The organism is Stenotrophomonas maltophilia group sp. SKK55, from assembly GCF_057179845.1.
Genome location: NZ_JBXUHP010000011.1, coordinates 87,635 through 105,076, shown reverse-complemented (window position 1 = coordinate 105,076; position 17,442 = coordinate 87,635). Strand labels below are relative to the sequence as shown.

Genomic DNA, 17,442 nt, shown 5'->3' with positions numbered 1-17,442 from the left:
GGCCCGGCGCTACCAGGACATACCCTCCCCATGAGCAACAAAGACGTCGTTCTCGCCTTCTCCGGCGGCCTGGATACCAGCTTCTGCGTGCCCTACCTGCAGGAGCGCGGCTACAACGTGCACACCGTGTTCGCCGACACCGGCGGCGTGGATGATGAGGAGCGCGATTTCATCGAGAAGCGTGCCGCCGAGCTGGGCGTGACCAGCCATGTCACCGTCAATGGTGGCCCGGCCATCTGGGAAGGCTTCGTCAAGCCGTTCGTGTGGGCCGGCGAAGGCTACCAGGGCCAGTACCCGCTGCTGGTCTCGGACCGCTACCTGATCGTCGATGCCGCGCTGAAGCGTGCTGCCGAGCTGGGTACCAACATCATCGCCCACGGCTGCACCGGCATGGGCAACGACCAGGTCCGCTTCGACCTGGCCGTGAAGGCACTGGGCGACTACCAGATCATCGCGCCGATCCGCGAGATCCAGAAGGAACACACCCAGACCCGCGCCTACGAGCAGAAGTACCTGGAAGAGCGCGGCTTCGGCGTGCGCGCCAAGCAGCAGGCCTACACCATCAACGAGAACCTGCTGGGCGTGACCATGTCCGGCGGCGAGATCGACCGTTGGGAAGCCCCGGGCGAAGGTGCGCGTGGCTGGTGCTCGCCGCGCAGCGAGTGGCCGGAACAGGCGCTGACCGTGACCCTGAAGTTCGTTGAAGGCGAAGCCGTCGAACTGAACGGCAAGGCGCTGCCGGGCGACCAGATCCTGGCCCAGCTCAACAAGCTGTTTGCCCCGTACGGCGTTGGCCGCGGCGTCTACACCGGCGACACCGTGATCGGCCTGAAGGGCCGCATCGTGTTCGAGGCCCCGGGCCTGGTTTCGCTGCTGGCCGCGCACCGCGCGCTGGAAGATGCCGTGCTGACCAAGCAGCAGAACCGCTTCAAGCCGGACGTGGCACGCAAGTGGGTGGAGCTGGTGTACGAAGGCTTCTACCACGACCCGCTGAAGACCGACATCGAAGCCTTCCTGAAGTCCTCGCAGGCCAAGGTCAACGGCGAAGTGGTGCTGGAAACCCGCGGTGGCCGCGTCGACGCGGTGGCGGTGAAGTCGCCGCACCTGCTCAACACCAAGGGCGCCACCTACGCACAGTCGGCCGACTGGGGCGTGGAAGAGGCTGAAGGCTTCATCAAGCTGTTCGGCATGAGTTCGACGCTTTACGCGCAAGTCAATCGCTGAGCGATTGAATTGCGCGCGCGTCTCCCGCGCATTCCACCTTAACCCTGCGCCGTTGGCGCGCCCCCTTCAACAAGAAGGGGGCTCTCCACCAGACGCATCACGGTAGCGCCGGGCCATGCCCGGCGGAATTCCACAGGATCTTTGTTTCATGCTTGAACAGACGCTCGATCACCTGCAGGTCCTGGTGTCCTTCGACACCCGCAACCCGCCGCGTGCGATCACCATCGGCGGCATCTTCGATTACCTGCGCGCGAACCTGCCCGGCTTCAACGTCGAGGTGATCGACCATGGCGCCGGTGCGGTCAGCCTGTACGCCGTGCGTGGGACGCCGAAGTTCCTGTTCAACGTGCACCTGGATACCGTACCGGACTCGCCGCACTGGAGTGCCGATCCGCATGTGATGCGCCGCCTGGACGACCGCGTGGTCGGCCTGGGCGTGTGTGACATCAAGGGCGCCGCCGCTGCGCTGGTGGCGGCGGCCAACGCCAGCGATGGCGATGCCGCGTTCCTGTTCTCCAGCGACGAAGAAGCCAACGACCCGCGCTGCATCGCCGCGTTCCTGGCGCGTGGCCTGCCGTATGAAGCCGTACTCGTGGCCGAACCGACCATGAGCGAAGCGGTGCTGGCGCATCGTGGCATCAGTTCGGTGCTGATGCAGTTCGCCGGCCGTGCCGGCCATGCGTCGGGCAAGCAGGATGCGGCTGCCAGCGCATTGCACCAGGCCATGCGCTGGGGCAATCGCGCGCTGGATCATGTGGAATCGCTGGCTTCGGCGCGCTTCGGTGGGCTGACCGGCCTGCGCTTCAACATCGGTCGCGTCGAAGGCGGTATCAAGGCCAACATGATCGCACCGGCTGCCGAGGTGCGCTTCGGGTTCCGCCCGCTACCGTCGATGGACATCGATGGCCTGCTGGCGACCTTCGCCGGTTTCGCCGAGCCGGAAGCCGCCGTGTTCACCGAGACGTTCCGTGGTCCCAGCCTGCCCGCCGGTGACATCGCCGAAGCTGAGAACCGCCGCCTGCTGGCGCGCGACGTGGCCGATGCGCTGGAGCTGCCGATCGGCAATGCCGTGGATTTCTGGACCGAGGCGTCGCTGTTCTCGGCCGCTGGCTATACCACACTGGTATTCGGCCCGGGTGACATCGCCCAGGCCCACACCGCCGATGAGTTCGTGACGCTGGACCAATTGCAGCGCTATACCCACGCCGTGCACCGGATCATCGCCGCCGGCGCCTGATCGACCCTACAACGCCGCCATGCCACGGGCATGGCGGGACTGCAACGCGGCGACCGCCGCCTGTGACGAAACCGAAATGTCTCCTGCCCTCCAGCCCCACCGCCAGACCCGCCAGACCATCGTGCGCCTGCTTTCCAGCATGGCCAGCGCGAAGGAGATCAGCCAGTACCTCAAGCGCTTCTCGCAGCTGGACGCCAAGCGCTTCGCCGTGGTCAAGGTCGGCGGCGCGGTGCTGCGCGACGATCTCGACGCGCTGACCTCTTCGCTGTCGTTCCTGCAGGAAGTCGGGTTGACCCCGATCGTGCTGCACGGCGCCGGCCCGCAGCTGGATGCCGAGCTGTCGGCGGCCGGCATCGAGAAGCAGACCGTGAACGGCCTGCGCGTGACTTCGCCGGAAGCACTGGCGATCGTGCGCCGGGTGTTCCAGCAGTCCAACCTGCGCCTGGTCGAGGCGCTGCAGCAGAACGGCGCACGTGCCACCTCGATTACCGGTGGCGTGTTCGAGGCCGAGTACCTGGACGTGGACACCTACGGCCTGGTCGGCGAAGTGAAGAAGGTCAACCTGGCACCGATCGAGGCCAGCCTGCGTGCCGGCTCGATCCCGGTCATCACCAGCCTGGGTGAAACCGCCGGTGGCCAGATCCTCAACGTCAACGCCGACTTTGCCGCCAACGAGCTGGTGCAGGAACTGCAGCCGTACAAGATCATCTTCCTGACCGGCACCGGGGGCCTGCTGGACGAGGCGGGCAACGTGATCGATTCGATCAACCTGTCCACCGAGTACGACCACCTCATCGCGCAGCCGTGGATCCACGGCGGCATGAAGGTGAAGATCGAACAGATCAAGGACCTGCTCGACCGCCTGCCGCTGGAGTCGTCGGTGTCGATCACGCGTCCGGCCGACCTGGCCAAGGAACTGTTCACCCACAAGGGCTCGGGCACGCTGGTGCGCAAGGGTGAGAAAGTGCTGCGCGCCACCGCCTGGAGCGAGCTCGACCTGCCGCGGCTGAAGGGCCTGATCGAATCCAGCTTCGGCCGCACCCTGGTGCCGGACTACTTCGAAAAGACCAGGCTGCTGCGCGCCTATGTCAGCGAGAACTACCGCACTGCGGTGATCCTCACCGACGAGGCCGAAGGCGTGTACCTGGACAAGTTCGCTGTGCTCGACGACGCGCAGGGTGAAGGCCTGGGGCGTGCGGTCTGGAACGTGATGCTGGAGGAGACCCCGCAGCTGTTCTGGCGCTCGCGCCACGGCAACCCGATCAACCACTTCTACTACGCCGAGTCCGATGGCTGCTACAAGCAGGACCATTGGAAAGTGTTCTGGTTCGGCGCCGATGGCATCGACCGGATCAAGACCTACGTCGACCACTGCGCCCAGCGCGCGCCGAGCCTGCTGGGGTGAGCGATGAGTCCTCCTGACGTGTGGAACACGGTGCCTACCCTGCGCGGCCAGCACGTGGCGCTGCAGCCGCTGCAGCTTGGGCATGTCCCCGGCCTGCGCGCTGCCCTCGAAGGCAGCGGCCTGGACCAGCTCTGGTACACCCAGGTGCCGTCACCGCAGCAGGTCGAGCACTATGTGCAGGCCGCGCTGCAGGCGCATGCCGAACGCAAGGTGCTGCCGTTCGTGATCCGCGACGCCGCCGGTGACATCATCGGCAGCACGCGCTTCTACGACATGGATGCCAGCGTGCCCAGGCTCAGCCTCGGCTACACCTGGTACACGCCGCGCGTGCAGCGCACCGGCGCCAACACCGAGGCCAAGCTGTTGCTGCTGCAGCACGCCTTCGAGTCCATGGGCTGCATCAGCGTGGTGCTGGAAACCAGCTGGTTCAACGTCACCTCGCGCACCGCCATCGCCCGCCTCGGCGCCAAGCAGGATGGCGTGCTGCGCAACCACAAGCGGCACGCCGACGGCACGCCGCGCGACACCGTCATCTTCTCCATCATCGATGCGGAATGGCAGGGCGTGAAGCGCCACCTGCAGTACCGCCTGGACAGTCACGCATGAACGATTCGACTTTTACCCTGGGCATCGTCGGTGCCCGCGGCCATACCGGCGCCGAGCTGATCAAGCTGGTGGCCACCCACCCGCGGCTGAAGCTGGCTTTCGTCTCTTCGCGCGAGCGCGCCGGGCAGCGCCTGTCCGACCACCACCCGGAATTCCAGGGCGAGCTGCAGTACGAAAACCTGGACGCCGATGCGGTGGCGGCCAAGGGCGTGGACGCGGTGATCCTGGCCCTGCCCAACGGCCTGGCCGCGCCGTTCGTGGCCGCATTGGAAGCGGCGAAGGCTGACACCGTCATCGTCGATCTCTCGGCCGACTACCGTTTCGACAACAGCTGGTACTACGGCCTGCCGGAGCTGACCCGCGGCCGCTACAACGGCCAGAAGCACATCAGCAACCCGGGCTGCTATGCCACCGCGATGCAGCTGGCGGTGCATCCGCTGTTGGACCTGCTGGCCGGTCCGCCGCAGTGCTTCGGTGTCTCCGGCTACTCCGGTGCCGGTACCACGCCGTCGGACAAGAACAACGTCGAACTGCTGGCCGACAACCTGATGCCGTACGCGCTGACCAACCACGTGCACGAGCGCGAGGTGTCGGTGCAGCTGGGCGTGGCCGTGGAATTCATGCCGCACGTCGCGCCACACTTCCGGGGCATCACGCTGACCGCCAACCTGTGGCTGAACCGCGTGCAGACCCGTGAGCAGATCGTCGAGCGCTTCCAGCAGGCCTATGCGGGCGAACCGCTGATCGAGGTGGTGGACGAAGCGCCGTGGGTCAGCCGCATCGCCGGCCGCCACGGTGCCCAGGTCGGTGGCTTCACGCTCGCGCCGGGCGGCAAGCGGGTGGTGGTGGTGGCGACGCTGGACAACCTGCTGAAGGGCGCGGCCACCCAGGCCATGCAGAACCTCAACCTCGCGCTGGGCATCGACGAACTGACGTCGATCCCGCACTGAACACGCCTTCCGGAGCCCCCATGGCAGACCTTCTTTGGCAGAAGCCCGGCGTCGCTGTCGACGCCCAGATCCAGTCCTTCCTCGCCGGCGACGACGTGATCCTCGACCGCGAGTTCTTCCTGCATGACATCGCTGCCAGCGCCGCGCATGCGCAGGGCCTGCAGCACATCGGCATCCTCAGTGCCGATGAGCTTGCCGGCCTGCTGCGCGAACTGGAGATCCTGGCGCAGGACTTCCGCGAAGGCCGCTTCGTGCTGGATACGCAGTACGAGGATGGCCACTCGGCGATCGAGGCGCGCCTGACCGAACGCCTTGGTGATGCGGGTCGCAAGATCCACACCGGCCGCAGCCGCAACGACCAGATCCTGGTCGCCACCCGCCTGTGGCTGAAGGAGAAGCTGCAGCGCGTGACGCAGCTCAGCGCCGAAGTGGCAAAGGTCGCGCTGGACCGCGCGCAGGCCGAGAAGGATCTGCCGATTCCCGGCTACACCCACATCCAGCGTGCCGTGGTGTCCTCGGCCGGAATGTGGTGGGCGGGCTGGGCCGAGGCCTTCATCGACAACGCCATCCGCGCCCGTGACACCCATGCGCTGGTTGATGCCAATCCGCTCGGCACCGCCGCCGGCTACGGCGTGAACCTGCCGCTGGACCGCGAGCACACCACCGCCGCGCTCGGTTTCGCGCGCATGCAGGTCTCGCCGATCTACGCGCAGCTGTCGCGTGGCAAGTTCGAGCTGGCTGCACTGGAAGCGCTCGGTGGCGCCACGCTGGACCTGCGCCGCATTGCGTGGGACCTGTCGCTGTTCACCAGCGCCGAGTTCGGCTTCGTCGCGCTGCCGGCGCAGTACACCACCGGCAGTTCGATCATGCCCAACAAGCGCAATCCGGATGTGATCGAGCTGATGCGCGCCACCCACGCCAGCGTCGCCGCTGCGCGCACCGAGATCGAGCAGCTGCTGTCGCTGCCTTCGGGTTATCACCGCGACCTGCAATCGTCCAAGGGCGCCATCTTCCATGGCTTCGGCCGCGGCCTGGCCGCGCTGGAGCTGCTGCCGGCATTGCTGGCCAACCTGGAATGGCGCGACGACAGGCTGCGCGCAGCGATCGACTCGGGCATGTATGCCACCGACGTCGCCGTGGAGGCGGCCGTGGCTGGCGTACCGTTCCGCGAGGCCTACAAGGCCGCTGCGGCCGGTGCCGACAGTGCAGGGCAGGGACGCACGCCGGAGGGCAGCCTGGCCGCGCGTGTATCGCCGGGCTCGGCCGCCGACCTGCGCCTGGACGAACTGCGCGCGCGCTGGCAGGCGTTGTCCTGATGGCGGCCACGGTGTATCTGGTGCTGGCGATGCGCCGGCCGGACTTCAACGATGCAGCGGTGCAGCCGCATCGCGATTTCCTCGATGCGTTGCAGGCGCAGGGCAAGCTGCAGCTGACCGGTGGCTTCGCCGATGGCAGCGGTGGCGCCTACGTGCTGTGCAACGTGGACAGCCTGGCGCAGGCACAGGCCATCGTCGCCACCGATCCACTGGTGACGATGCAGGCCTCCGACCTGACCGTGCACGAATGGAACACCCGCTGAGAGCCTGACCGATGATCCAGCACGCTGCCCACGTCGCCTCGCCGTTCCCCGAACAAGCGCTGCCGCCGTGGCGGCGTGCGGTGCTCAAGGTTGGCAGCAGCCTGCTGGCAGCTGATGGCGGCGGCCTGTCGCCACGCCACGCGCTGGGCCTGGCGCAGTTCGTCTCGGCCAATGTCCTGGCCGGGCGCGAGGTGGTGATCGTGTCTTCCGGCGCGGTCGCTGCCGGGCGCGCGATCCTGCCTCGGGCCGATAAGCCTGGCGCGGCGATGGCGGCGAGGCAGGCCCTGGCCGCGCTCGGCCAGGCACAGCTGATCGGGCTCTGGCAGCGCTTCTTCGAGCGCCCGGTGGCGCAGGTGCTGCTGACCCACGACGACCTGCGCAACCGCCGCCGCTACCTCAATGCACGCGCCACGTTGAGTGAACTGTTGCGCCTGGGCGCGTTGCCGGTGGTCAACGAGAACGACACCGTGTCGGTGGATGAGCTCAAGCTCGGCGACAACGACAACCTGGCTGCCACCGTGGCGGCGCTGGTCGACGCCGATGCGCTGTTCATCGCTACCGATATCGATGGCCTGTACAGCGCCGACCCGCGCACCGTGGCCGATGCGCGGCCGTTGCACGACGTGCCGGAGCTGGGTGACGAGGTGCTGGCGATGGCGGGCGGCGCCGGCTCGCGCGCCGGTACCGGCGGCATGCGCACCAAGCTGGAGGCGGCGGCGAAGGCCGGGCGCCTGGGCATCGAAACCTATCTGTTCAATGGCCGCAGCGGTGACGTGGTGCGCGCGCTGGCGCAGGATCGCCTGTTCGGCACCCGCATCCATGCCGCACGCAGCCGCGAGGCCGCCCGCAAGCACTGGCTGCGGCATGCACCGCTGGCCGAGGGCGTGATCGTCATCGATGCCGGTGCGGCACAGGCGATGCGCGAGAAGGGGGCCTCGCTGCTGCCCGGTGGCATCACCGGTGCAGAGGGCGTGTTCCGCCGCGGCGATATGGTACAGGTGTGCTGGAACGCGCCGCAGGGCCGTGTCTGCGTGGCCCGTGGCGTCAGCCAGTATGCTGCCGACGACGTACGCCGGATTGCCGGCCACCATTCGCGCGACATCCAGGCCGTGCTCGGCTACAACTACGGCGGCAGCGTCGTCCATCGCGACGACCTGGTGCTGCCATGACCGGATTGAAGGACACACCGATGAGCGAGATCGAAGCGCAGGCGCGTGCCTGCCGTGATGCGGCGCAGATCGTTGCCGGCCTGGACAGTGCGGCACGACGCACGCTGCTGCTGGCGATGGCGCAGGCGCTGGAAGTGAATGCAGGGTTGATCCTGGCCGGAAACGCACGCGACCTCGCCGCCGCGCGCGGGAAGGGCGTGGGCAGCGCCATGCTCGATCGTCTGGCACTGGACCCGCCGCGCCTGTTCGCGATGGCCGAAGCCGTGCGCGAAGTGGCCGGATTGCCAGATCCTGTCGGCGAGGTCACCCGCGATGACGTGCGCCCGAACGGCATCCGCGTGCAGAAGGTGCGCGTGCCGCTGGGCGTGATCGCGATGATCTACGAGGCGCGCCCGAACGTGACCGCCGAAGCCGCGGCGCTGTGCCTGAAGGCGGGGAACGGCGTGATCCTGCGTGGTGGTTCCGAGGCAATTCACTCCAACACCGCGATCGCGCAGGCACTCGCCGGTGCGTTGAAGGCCAACGGCGTACCGCCGGCCGCCGTGACCGTGCTGACCGACCTGCGCCGCGAGGCGATGCTGGAACTGCTGCAGCTGCATGAGCTGATCGACCTGGCGATTCCGCGCGGTGGCGAAGGCCTGATCCGTTTCGTTGCCGAGCATGCGCGGGTACCGGTGATCAAGCACTACAAGGGCGTCTGTCATCTGTTCGTGGATGCCAGCGCCGACCTGGGCAAGGCCATCGACCTGCTGGTGGATGGCAAGTGCAGCCGGCCAGCCGCCTGCAATTCGCTGGAGACACTGCTGGTACACCGTGACGTAGCCGATTCGTTCCTGCCGCGCGTGGCGCAGGCGCTCGGCGAGCGCGGCGTGCAGCTGCGCGCCGATGCGCAGGCGCAGCCGCTGCTGCCGGGCAGCACGGCGGCGACCGAGGAGGACTACGCTGCCGAGTTCCTCGACCTGGTGCTGGCCGTGCGCGTGGTGGACGACCTCGATGCGGCCATCGCGCACATCCGCCGCTATACCTCAGATCACACCGAAGTGATCGCGACCGCAGACGCCGGCCATGCCGAGCGTTTCGTTACTGCGCTGCGCTCGGCGGTGGTGATGGTCAATGCCTCATCGCGCTTCTCCGATGGTGGCCAGCTGGGCCTGGGCAGCGAAATCGGCATTTCCACCACGCGCCTGCATGCCTATGGCCCGATGGGTCTGGAAGCGCTCACCGTCGAACGCTTCGTGGTGCGTGGCGAAGGGCAGACGCGCACATAAGTGGAACCACGCCATGCGTGGATGTTCTTCGCGGCAGACCCCGGTGCCGACCAAGGCCGGCATCCACCGGGCTGTCGGGCTACACCACCTCGCGGCGGATGCCGACCGGGCGTGCGTGATCATCCATGTGCAGCGTGGCGGCCTTGCAGCCCATCAGGCGTTCGGCCAGGCCGCTGCTGGCACCCAGATCGGCGGCCACTTCGTTGAGGCTGGCCAGTGGCCGCGGCAGGCGACGCTCGCGGCCACGGAAGCGGGCACGGTTGTACTCGGCCCAACCGATCAGCAGCACGCTGGCGCACAACAGCATCAGCGGCAATGCCACCAGCACGTAGGGATCGAACTGGCTTTGCCGTTCGTACAGCTGCTGCCAGGCCAGCTGGCCGCCAACCAACCACGAGAACAGGGTCACCAGGGGCGCCCACAGGTAGAAGTAGAAGCCCCAGAACGCCAGGGTGACGAAGCCCCAGGCGGTGCGCTGGAAGCGCGGCTGGCGGTGTGGCTTGCGGATCATCCGTGAGTCGAAGCGGTTGGACGGGCGTTGCGCGTTCATCGGATCCCCCGGTCAGGGCTGGTCCAGGTGGCGCGCTTGCTGCGACGGCGCAGCAGTGTCTTCGGCAGCGCCACCAGGGTGGTGGAAAGGCTGATCAGCCAGTACGCCATCGGGTACCAGATGACCCAGAAATAGTTGCGTCCAATCTGTGTTTCGTAACGCCGGTCGATGATCAGGCTGCTGGCGAACTGCAGCAGGCAGACCAGCGCCAGGATCACGCCATGCCACTGCGGCAGCAGGCTGGCGATATGCAGCTGCGGCGGCAGCTCGATGAACTTGCCCAGTGCCCACAGCAGCACGATGAACAACATGGTGTAGGCCCAGATCACGCTCAGCACGTACTCCAGCAGCACGCCCCACATGCGCCGCTCTTTCCAGTGCAGCAGCGAGCGCGCGTGACGCAGCATCACCTCCACGCCCCCCTGGGCCCAGCGCAGGCGCTGCCGCCACAGGCCCTTGAGGGTCTCCGGCATCAGGATGAAGCACAGCGCATTGGGTTCGTAGCGGATGTCCCAGTGCGCGCGCTGCAGGCGCCAGCTGATGTCGATGTCCTCGGTCACCATGTCATCCGACCACCAGCCCACCTGGTGCAGGGCGGTACGGCGGAAGCCGGCGATCACCCCGGAGATGGTGAAGATGCGCCCGTATACGCGCTGCGCGCGCTTGATCATGCCGATGATCGAGGAAAACTCGGCCACCTGCAGGCGTCCGAGCAGGGTGGAGCGGTTGCGGATGCGCGGGTTGCCGGTGACCGCACCAACCCGGTTGCCGCTGACCAGGTGCCAGACCATCCAGTGCAGCGCATGTTCCTCCAGCATTGCATCGCCGTCGATGCACACCAGGTACTCCGAGCGAGCGGCCAGTGCACCCATGCGCAGCGCATTGGCCTTGCCCAGGTTACGGTCCAGGTGCAATACGCGCAGCCGCGGGTGCCTTGCCGCCAGCACATCCAGCCGCGCGCCGGTGTCATCGCTGCTGCCATCATCGATGGCGATCACTTCGTAGTCGGCGGGGTAACGCTGGGCCAGCGCCGCAGTGAGCGTGTCATCCAGGTTCTCTGCCTCGTTGTGGCAGGGCACCAGCAGGCTCGCGAAGGGGGGATCGACCATCAATGGAGGATCGTTGCGTGGCCGCGAGTGGCGTTCGCGCCGGTAGTAGTAGTAGAGGCCGCCGGACATCCAGAAGAACGCCATCACCATCGGGTAGTAGAAGGCGAACTGGAACAGGACCTGCAGCAGCGGATGCATGTCCATGTCACTTCTCCGGGTACGGGAAGGTGCCGGCGGACATCGCCGCGCGGGCATCGCGGGTGGAGGGCTGGTCGGCGATGAAATCGTCCGGGTACCAGGCGAAGTGGTGCACGCCCTGTGCCTGCAACTGGCGGATCTGTGCGCGCAGGCGCTCGGCGGGAATCGGTTGCCCGTTGCGCCAATCGACGGTCTGCAGCTCGAACAGGGTGTGCTGCAGCTGCGGGTCGTGTGCGCGTACTGCGGCCAGCAGCTGGTCCAGCCAGCGCTCGGGGTGCTGGCTGCCTTCCATCCACGGCATCGCCATCAGCGCGGTCTGGTCATAGGCCTTGTTGAACAGGTCCAGGCGCTGCGCGAACCAGGCCTCGCTCTGCGGGCGGAGCACCGGCTCAGCGTACAGGTTGCGGACGGTGGCCAGTTTCGGGCGCCAGCGTTGCGCGCTGTCGCGCAGCGCCAGGGTGAAGCTGATCAGCGCCTGCGTGCGCGCGCTGCCATCGCCGCCGGCTGCCAGTGCCGGCAGCTCGGTGTCGCGCAGGTAGCCGTCGTCATGGAACAGCAGGCCTTCAAAGTAGGAATTGACCGCCAGGTCCTCGTAGATGTCGAGCATGATCTGGCGGGCCTTCGGGTTGGTGAAGTCCAACCGGTACATGCCATCGGGATCGCCGTTGCGGATCGCCAGCGCCTTGCGCTGCACCGGGTCGGGCAGCTCGAAGCCAAGCACCGGCAGCCATGCGTAGACCTTCACGCCGGCGCGGGATTTCAGCTGCCAGGCAACGCGGCTGAACAGGTCCGCACGCATCGGCATGTGCCGGTTGGGGAAGTACAGCGCATCGGCAGTGTTGTTGCCGTCCGGATCGGCGAACGCCTGCAGGTAGACGTGCGTCGGCGCGATGCGCTTGACCCGTTCGACCAGCGCATCGAGGTTGCGTGCCTGCTGCGTCGGGTCAGCGTCGTAGACATCATCCAGGTCGATCTGCAGGGCACGGATGCCATCGAGCGCGACATCGCGGCGCAGCTCGTAGGCCAGCCCTTCCACGGTCGGATTGTCGCTGACCAGGAAGCGCGCCAGGCCATGCAGGTCGCTGGCCACCGGCGTGCTGCGGCCCTCCAGATCGAAGGACACCGGCATGCCCAGCTGTTCGGCGATGTCGTTGCTCAACTGGTTGTAGGCGGCGTATGGCCAGACGATGGCGCGCGGGCGCACGCCCAGGTGCTGCTCGATGCGCTGCACGCTGCGCGAGAGATCGGCGCGCAGGCGCTGCTCATACTGCGTTTCAGTCTCGTACCTGTGCGTGGCCGGGCTGTAGATGCGGGTGACCACGGCGGGCGTTGAATTGCCCTGTGGATTGGCCAGCACGCCGTGGTGCAGGTCGTCGGTGTGGCTGGCCACTTCGATCAGGCCGCTGTCGTGCATCTGCTTCAGCTGCGCCCAGGTGACGAAGTCATCGCGGCCGAACGGACGGTAGCCGTAGTCGATGGTGCGGCCCGGAGCCATGTCCACGTAGTCGGTGATCACCGCCACCAGCGCCGGGTAGCGGTAGGCCTGCAGCAATGGGAAGGCCTTGTCGTAGACGCTGCGCAGGCCGTCATCGAAGGTCAGCAGCACAGGCTTGGGCGGCAGCGTGGCCCGGCCCTGCGAGGCATCGATCACCTGCGACAGCGAGACCGGGTGATAGCCATGCGCGCCCAGCCAGTCCAGGTGTGCGGCAAAGTTCTGCGTGCTCACCGCATAGGTATCGGCATCGCCCTTGGCCGCGACCTGGTCGCGGATGTCGTGGTAGCTGAGGATCAGCAGGCCATTGTCGATCGCATCGAGATGCGCGGCCTGCTGCGCCAAGGCCGGTGGCGTGATGGCCAGCAGCAGGAGCACGATCAGTCGCAGGAAGCAGGCCATGTCAGTCTCCCCAGCGCAGTGCGGCTTCAAAGCCGATATGACGCTCGCGGTGGCCGTCGTAGACCGGCCGCGACCAGCGCACGCCGTACTCGAACACGCGGCCCGGGCCCAGCTGCCATTCGTGCATGTACGACACCGACGGCACCAGCGCACTGCCGAAGCCGTCCTGCCAGTAGTCGCCCAGCGAGACCGTCAGCCGGTGGCGGAAGTGGCGTTCGTAGTGCCGCCACAGCTGCTGGTCGATGCGCAGCCCGATCTCGACCATGCGGTCGCGCTTCGGGTTGAAGTAGGGCGCATCGTCGCGGCTGCCACGACTGGTGTAGGCACTGGCGAGGCCATCGATCAGCCAGCGCGGGCGGGTCAGCAGGCGCTGGTCAAGGCGGGTGCTGAACAGTTCGCGGTGGTTGCCATCGTCATAGCGGAAGCGGCTGGCGCCGAACGTCCAGTGGGTGAGCTCGCTGCGCCGGTAGTCCACCTGTGCGCTCACGCTGTCGGCGGTGATGCCGGCCGCGCGCGCCTGCATCGAGGCTTCTGGATCATTGCGCGCGGCCACCAGGCCGGCGTGCCAGTAATCGTTGAACTGCCAGCCGACGGCGGCCCGCAGGCCGGTATCGCCGATGTGGTCGTTGGCGCGCAGGACGGCCGCTTCCGCATCCAGCTGCCCGAAGCGGTAGCGCACGCCCGCACCCAGCCACAGGGGATCGATGCGCTGGTCCTGGAAATCGGTCGAGCGCCGGTCGGCCAGGGCGAACAACCGCCAGCGGTCATCAAGGATCGGTGTCTCCACTTCCACACCGTAGTGGCGATCGTTGTTGCCCAGTGGCGAGGTGCCACCGCCACCGGAGCTGCGGCCGATGTCGGTCCATGCCTTCAGCTGCCAGCCGCGATGCGCACGCCAGGCCTGGTCCATGCGTTCGACAGCCGGTTGGGTGGGATAGCGTGCGACCAGGTCATCGTGCAGCGGCCGCGCCAGGTCGTCGCGCTGCAGGGCGACGTAGGCCTCTTCCATGCCCAGCCGCGGTTCGATGTCACGCGGGTCCAGCGCGTGTGCCATCTGCTGTCGCTGCAGTGCCCTGCGTGGCCAGCCGCGCATCATGTAGACGCTGCCCAGCGCACTCTGCAGGCCTCCGTTGCCGGGTGCGATGTCCACCATCGACTCCAGATCGTGCTGCGCAGTGACCAGGTCGCCGCTGTAAGCGCGCACCATTGCCAGGTTGAGATCGGCCTCGTAGCGTGACCAGTTCGCGTACGGTGATTTGCCATTGCTCCAGCGCCACGCCGGCTCCTTGTCGCGCCATGCCTGCAGCAGGTCGATCGCCTTTTCCTGCTGTTCGCTTTCCAGGTAGGCGTAGGCCAGTTCCGAATGCGAGGCGTCGCGCGCCGGATCGCCAGCGACGGCCGCCTGCAGTACCGGAATGGCTTCTTCCGGGTGCAGGGTGCCCATCAACGAATCGCCCACGGCAGGCAGCACGTAGTCGGGCAGGGTGTGGCCTTCGGCCTGCAGGGCTCGTGCTTCCTCACGCACCTGTACATGGCGGCCCAGCCGGTTGAGCAGGATCAGCCGGTCCATGCGGATGCGCAGTGGGGCCTGCGAGGGTGGGGTGCCTTCGCCGCCGACGTAGCGCTGCATGCGCGCCAGGGTCGACTCGGCTTCTTCCAGGCGGCTGTCCTCGCTGCTGCTGTAGGCCAGGCTCCAGACCACGAGTTTGGCCAGGTAGTCGCCTTCCAGGCGCTGCTTCTGGGCGTCGTCGAACAGCTGCGGCCGCTGCTGGTACAGCTCCCAGGCGCGCCAGGCATTGCCGATGTCGCCCAGGGTCAGCACGCGCAGCTTGAACAGCAGATCGTCGTTGGGCTGCTGCTGGCTGGCGCGCTCGATTGCGCCGAGCGCATCCAGCCAGCGGGCCTGGTCGCGGTAGCGGCCGATCTCGGCCAGGGCCGTGTCGCGGTCGGTCGGAGCGGCGCCGCTGGCCCAGGCCAGAGCGGTGCATGCGAGGCCGACGCAGAGCGCCAGTCGGCGGTGGACGACCATTGGGGACCCCCTTGGCTTCCGAACCAGACAACCTGTGAAAATGTGACGCAAATCACATGCCAGTATTTGGCGTGGCCGTGGCCCGCGTCACTCCCTTCGTGCGTTCCCGCCCATTGAAGACGGATACAACCCGGACAGCGACCTGCAATGTCTTGTCTGAAACGAGAGTCCCCCGCACACCGAGTGGTGGCCTGGGCGGCGCTGCCGCCCCCATGCCCGATGCCGGCACGCGGCAAGGAAGGGCATTCGTGGGCACTATCCGCCCGGAATTGTCAGTTCGGCGTCAAGATTGCCCGGTGTCTGACGAGCGGTAGGCGGGGCCGTCTGGCGGCCCCGGCCGGGCTACCAGAGATCTTCCAGCTTGCGGGGCTTGCAGGCGACCCACGAGGCGCACAGCATTAAGGTGGCGCAGCCGAACAGGAAGCTGAACGGGAGCGTCCAGCCATTGCTGACGGTATGCAGCCAGCCGACCAGGAACGGGCCCAGGCAGCTGAAGCTGTAGCCCACGCCCTGCATGAAGCCCGACAGCGCGGCCGAGCCGGCCGGGGTGCGGGTGCGCAGGTTGATCAGGGTCAGCGCCAGCGGGAAGGTGGACGGGCCGACGCCGAGCAGGCAGGCCCACAGCAGGGGCGCCTTCATCGGCGCCAGCAGCAGCCCGGTGAAGGCGATCACGAACGAGAAGAAGCCGATCAGCACCAGCGGGAACGGGTTCTGCAGGCGTACCGCCATCGACGGAATGACCAGTGACGGCAGCAGGCCCAGTGCCGAGAACACGGCCACCATCACGCCGCCGAACGCGGGCGTGCCACCGGCCTCGACCACGATGCGCGGCAGCCAGGTGAACATCGAATAGGTCATCAGCGAGGTCATGCCGAACATCAGCGTCATGCTCCAGCCCAGCGGCGTACGCCAGACCTTTCCGTGCGGCTGCGCGGTGGGATCGGCGGCGTCGGCCAGCGGCTTCGGTGCGCGCCTGGCCAGCAGCAGCCACGGCAGCGCGGCGGCCAGTGCAAGCAGCGCCCACATGCCCAGCGACACGCGCCAGCCTGCAGCGTTGGCCACCGGTACTGCCAGTAGCGCCGGCAGCATCGTGCCCAGCTGCAGCACGCTGATGTAGAGCGTGCTCATGGTGCCGACCTTGTTGGCGAAGTAACGCTTCACCAGCGGCGGCACCACCACGTTGCCGATGCCCATGCCGGCCAGCGCGATTACCGAGCCCAGCAGCAGCGTGCCGACGTTGCCGGCGCTGGAGCGCAGCAGCAGGCCGGCCATCGCCATCAGCATCGCCAGCAGCGTAGTGCGTTCCAGGCCCAGGCGCCGCGCCAGTGCCGGCGTGGCCACGCCGAACAGCGCGAACGAGGCGGTCGGCAGCATGCCCAGCACGCCGGTCATGGTGGTACCGAAGCCGAACTGCTGGCCGAGCACGTCCAGCAGCGGGGTGATCGAGGTGACCGCAGTGCGCAGGTTGACTGCTGCCAGCAGGATCGCGGCAAACGCGAGGACGCGACCGTGCAGCAGCGACGGCGAATCGGAAGTGGAGGAACTCATCGGTGGTCCTTGCAGGTGTCGCACGCCGCGGCAATGGCATGCAGCGCCGGCATCGGTCTACGCCGAAGCGGCAGGTGGGGGTGGGGGCTGCAGGTGGGCCGGCAGCGCGGCCATTGTACGTGTGCGCTCCGGCAAGGTCCCGTCATGCGGGCGGCCTGGCGCTGGGTACAAAAAAACCCGGAGGACAGTGATGTCTTCCAGGCTTCTTGGTGACCACCGAAGTGGTCGGGGAGACAGGATTCGAACCTGCGACCTCTACGTCCCGAACGTAGCGCTCTACCAGACTGAGCTACACCCCGAAGGGAGCCGCCTATTCTAGCGATTCACCCCGATGGCGGCAAGGGGTGAATGCTGTTTTCTTCACACCGCCGAAGCAGTGCCACCTCAGGGAACAAAAAAGCCTGGATGACTTCACCAGGCTTCAATGCGACCACGTGAGTGGTCGGGGAGACAGGATTCGAACCTGCGACCTCTACGTCCCGAACGTAGCGCTCTACCAGACTGAGCTACACCCCGAAGGAGCCGCCTAAGATACCGTGTGAAGGCCAGGGCGGCAAGGTTTTTTTACAGCTCAGCGACGATTTTCGTTCTCGATGCGGTTCTGCTCGCGGGCTTCGAACCACATGCCGTTGAGGATGGCCACCGTCGAGGCGAGGCCGGCACCGAGAATCCAGGCGAAGTACCACATGGTCAATCTCCTTTGTTCAAGGGTGTGCCGACCGTCGGCCGGCACACC

General features: G+C 67.1%; 15 protein-coding genes and 2 tRNA genes. 9 read left to right on the top strand and 8 right to left on the bottom strand.

What is annotated here, in order from left to right:
• Positions 1 to 30: 30 nt before the first annotated feature.
• The 9 genes from AC2A1N_RS05395 to AC2A1N_RS05355 all read left to right on the top strand — a co-directional run bounded on the left by AC2A1N_RS05395 (position 31) and on the right by AC2A1N_RS05355 (position 9,438).
• Positions 31 to 1,224 (top strand): argininosuccinate synthase, encoded by a 1,194-nt coding sequence (locus tag AC2A1N_RS05395; protein ID WP_108750132.1) that lies wholly within the window; start codon positions 31 to 33, stop codon positions 1,222 to 1,224.
• 148 nt (positions 1,225 to 1,372) lie between these two features.
• Positions 1,373 to 2,461, top strand: a complete 1,089-nt coding sequence (locus AC2A1N_RS05390; RefSeq protein WP_242893339.1) for an acetylornithine deacetylase — start codon at positions 1,373 to 1,375, stop codon at positions 2,459 to 2,461.
• A 76-nt stretch (positions 2,462 to 2,537) separates the two neighbouring features.
• Positions 2,538 to 3,866, top strand: a complete 1,329-nt coding sequence (locus AC2A1N_RS05385; protein WP_061478039.1) for an acetylglutamate kinase — start codon at positions 2,538 to 2,540, stop codon at positions 3,864 to 3,866.
• A 3-nt stretch (positions 3,867 to 3,869) separates the two neighbouring features.
• Positions 3,870 to 4,472 carry a GNAT family N-acetyltransferase gene (locus tag AC2A1N_RS05380; RefSeq protein ID WP_061478038.1) on the top strand — a complete coding sequence of 201 codons (603 nt, stop codon included), beginning with the start codon at positions 3,870 to 3,872 and terminating at the stop codon, positions 4,470 to 4,472.
• Positions 4,469 to 5,422, top strand: a complete 954-nt coding sequence (gene argC / locus AC2A1N_RS05375) for an N-acetyl-gamma-glutamyl-phosphate reductase (protein WP_061478037.1) — start codon at positions 4,469 to 4,471, stop codon at positions 5,420 to 5,422. The genes AC2A1N_RS05380 and argC overlap by 4 nt, the downstream gene beginning before the upstream one ends.
• A 20-nt stretch (positions 5,423 to 5,442) precedes the next feature.
• On the top strand, positions 5,443 to 6,738 hold the full coding sequence (gene argH, locus AC2A1N_RS05370; RefSeq protein WP_061478036.1) for an argininosuccinate lyase: 1,296 nt from the start codon (positions 5,443 to 5,445) through the stop codon (positions 6,736 to 6,738).
• The gene (locus AC2A1N_RS05365; RefSeq protein ID WP_154351136.1) at positions 6,738 to 7,001 is read left to right on the top strand and encodes a YciI family protein; all 264 of its coding nucleotides are present in this window, start codon (positions 6,738 to 6,740) and stop codon (positions 6,999 to 7,001) included. Before argH ends, AC2A1N_RS05365 begins: the two co-directional genes overlap by 1 nt.
• A gap of 11 nt (positions 7,002 to 7,012) precedes the next feature.
• Positions 7,013 to 8,170: a glutamate 5-kinase gene (proB, locus tag AC2A1N_RS05360; protein ID WP_242893342.1), complete on the top strand. Its 1,158-nt coding sequence runs from the start codon at positions 7,013 to 7,015 to the stop codon at positions 8,168 to 8,170.
• Positions 8,167 to 9,438 carry a glutamate-5-semialdehyde dehydrogenase gene (locus AC2A1N_RS05355; RefSeq protein WP_061478033.1) on the top strand — a complete coding sequence of 424 codons (1,272 nt, stop codon included), beginning with the start codon at positions 8,167 to 8,169 and terminating at the stop codon, positions 9,436 to 9,438. Before proB ends, AC2A1N_RS05355 begins: the two co-directional genes overlap by 4 nt.
• A gap of 79 nt (positions 9,439 to 9,517) precedes the next feature.
• On the opposite strand, the gene pgaD is transcribed toward AC2A1N_RS05355, so the two are convergent.
• From pgaD to cydX, 8 genes are all read right to left on the bottom strand, one after another.
• Entirely contained in the window at positions 9,518 to 9,988 is a 471-nt protein-coding gene (pgaD, locus tag AC2A1N_RS05350; protein ID WP_154351135.1) for a poly-beta-1,6-N-acetyl-D-glucosamine biosynthesis protein PgaD, read from the bottom strand.
• On the bottom strand, positions 9,985 to 11,241 hold the full coding sequence (gene pgaC / locus AC2A1N_RS05345) for a poly-beta-1,6-N-acetyl-D-glucosamine synthase (RefSeq protein WP_061478032.1): 1,257 nt from the start codon (positions 11,239 to 11,241) through the stop codon (positions 9,985 to 9,987). The genes pgaD and pgaC overlap by 4 nt, the downstream gene beginning before the upstream one ends.
• Before the next feature lies 1 nt (position 11,242).
• Positions 11,243 to 13,129 carry a poly-beta-1,6-N-acetyl-D-glucosamine N-deacetylase PgaB gene (gene pgaB, locus AC2A1N_RS05340; protein ID WP_134968849.1) on the bottom strand — a complete coding sequence of 629 codons (1,887 nt, stop codon included), beginning with the start codon at positions 13,127 to 13,129 and terminating at the stop codon, positions 11,243 to 11,245.
• A 1-nt stretch (position 13,130) separates the two neighbouring features.
• Positions 13,131 to 15,158, bottom strand: coding sequence for a poly-beta-1,6 N-acetyl-D-glucosamine export porin PgaA (gene pgaA, locus AC2A1N_RS05335; protein ID WP_484371722.1), 2,028 nt, complete (start codon positions 15,156 to 15,158; stop codon positions 13,131 to 13,133).
• A gap of 342 nt (positions 15,159 to 15,500) precedes the next feature.
• Complete coding sequence (locus tag AC2A1N_RS05330) at positions 15,501 to 16,706, bottom strand: CynX/NimT family MFS transporter (RefSeq protein ID WP_242893349.1); 1,206 nt, start codon at positions 16,704 to 16,706, stop codon at positions 15,501 to 15,503.
• A 222-nt stretch (positions 16,707 to 16,928) separates the two neighbouring features.
• Positions 16,929 to 17,005 (bottom strand) — tRNA-Pro (locus AC2A1N_RS05325).
• A gap of 140 nt (positions 17,006 to 17,145) precedes the next feature.
• Positions 17,146 to 17,222 (bottom strand) — tRNA-Pro (locus tag AC2A1N_RS05320).
• A gap of 55 nt (positions 17,223 to 17,277) precedes the next feature.
• A complete protein-coding gene (gene cydX, locus AC2A1N_RS05315; RefSeq protein ID WP_021204639.1) occupies positions 17,278 to 17,394 on the bottom strand; it encodes a cytochrome bd-I oxidase subunit CydX in 117 nt (38 codons plus the stop codon).
• Positions 17,395 to 17,442: the final 48 nt, after the last annotated feature.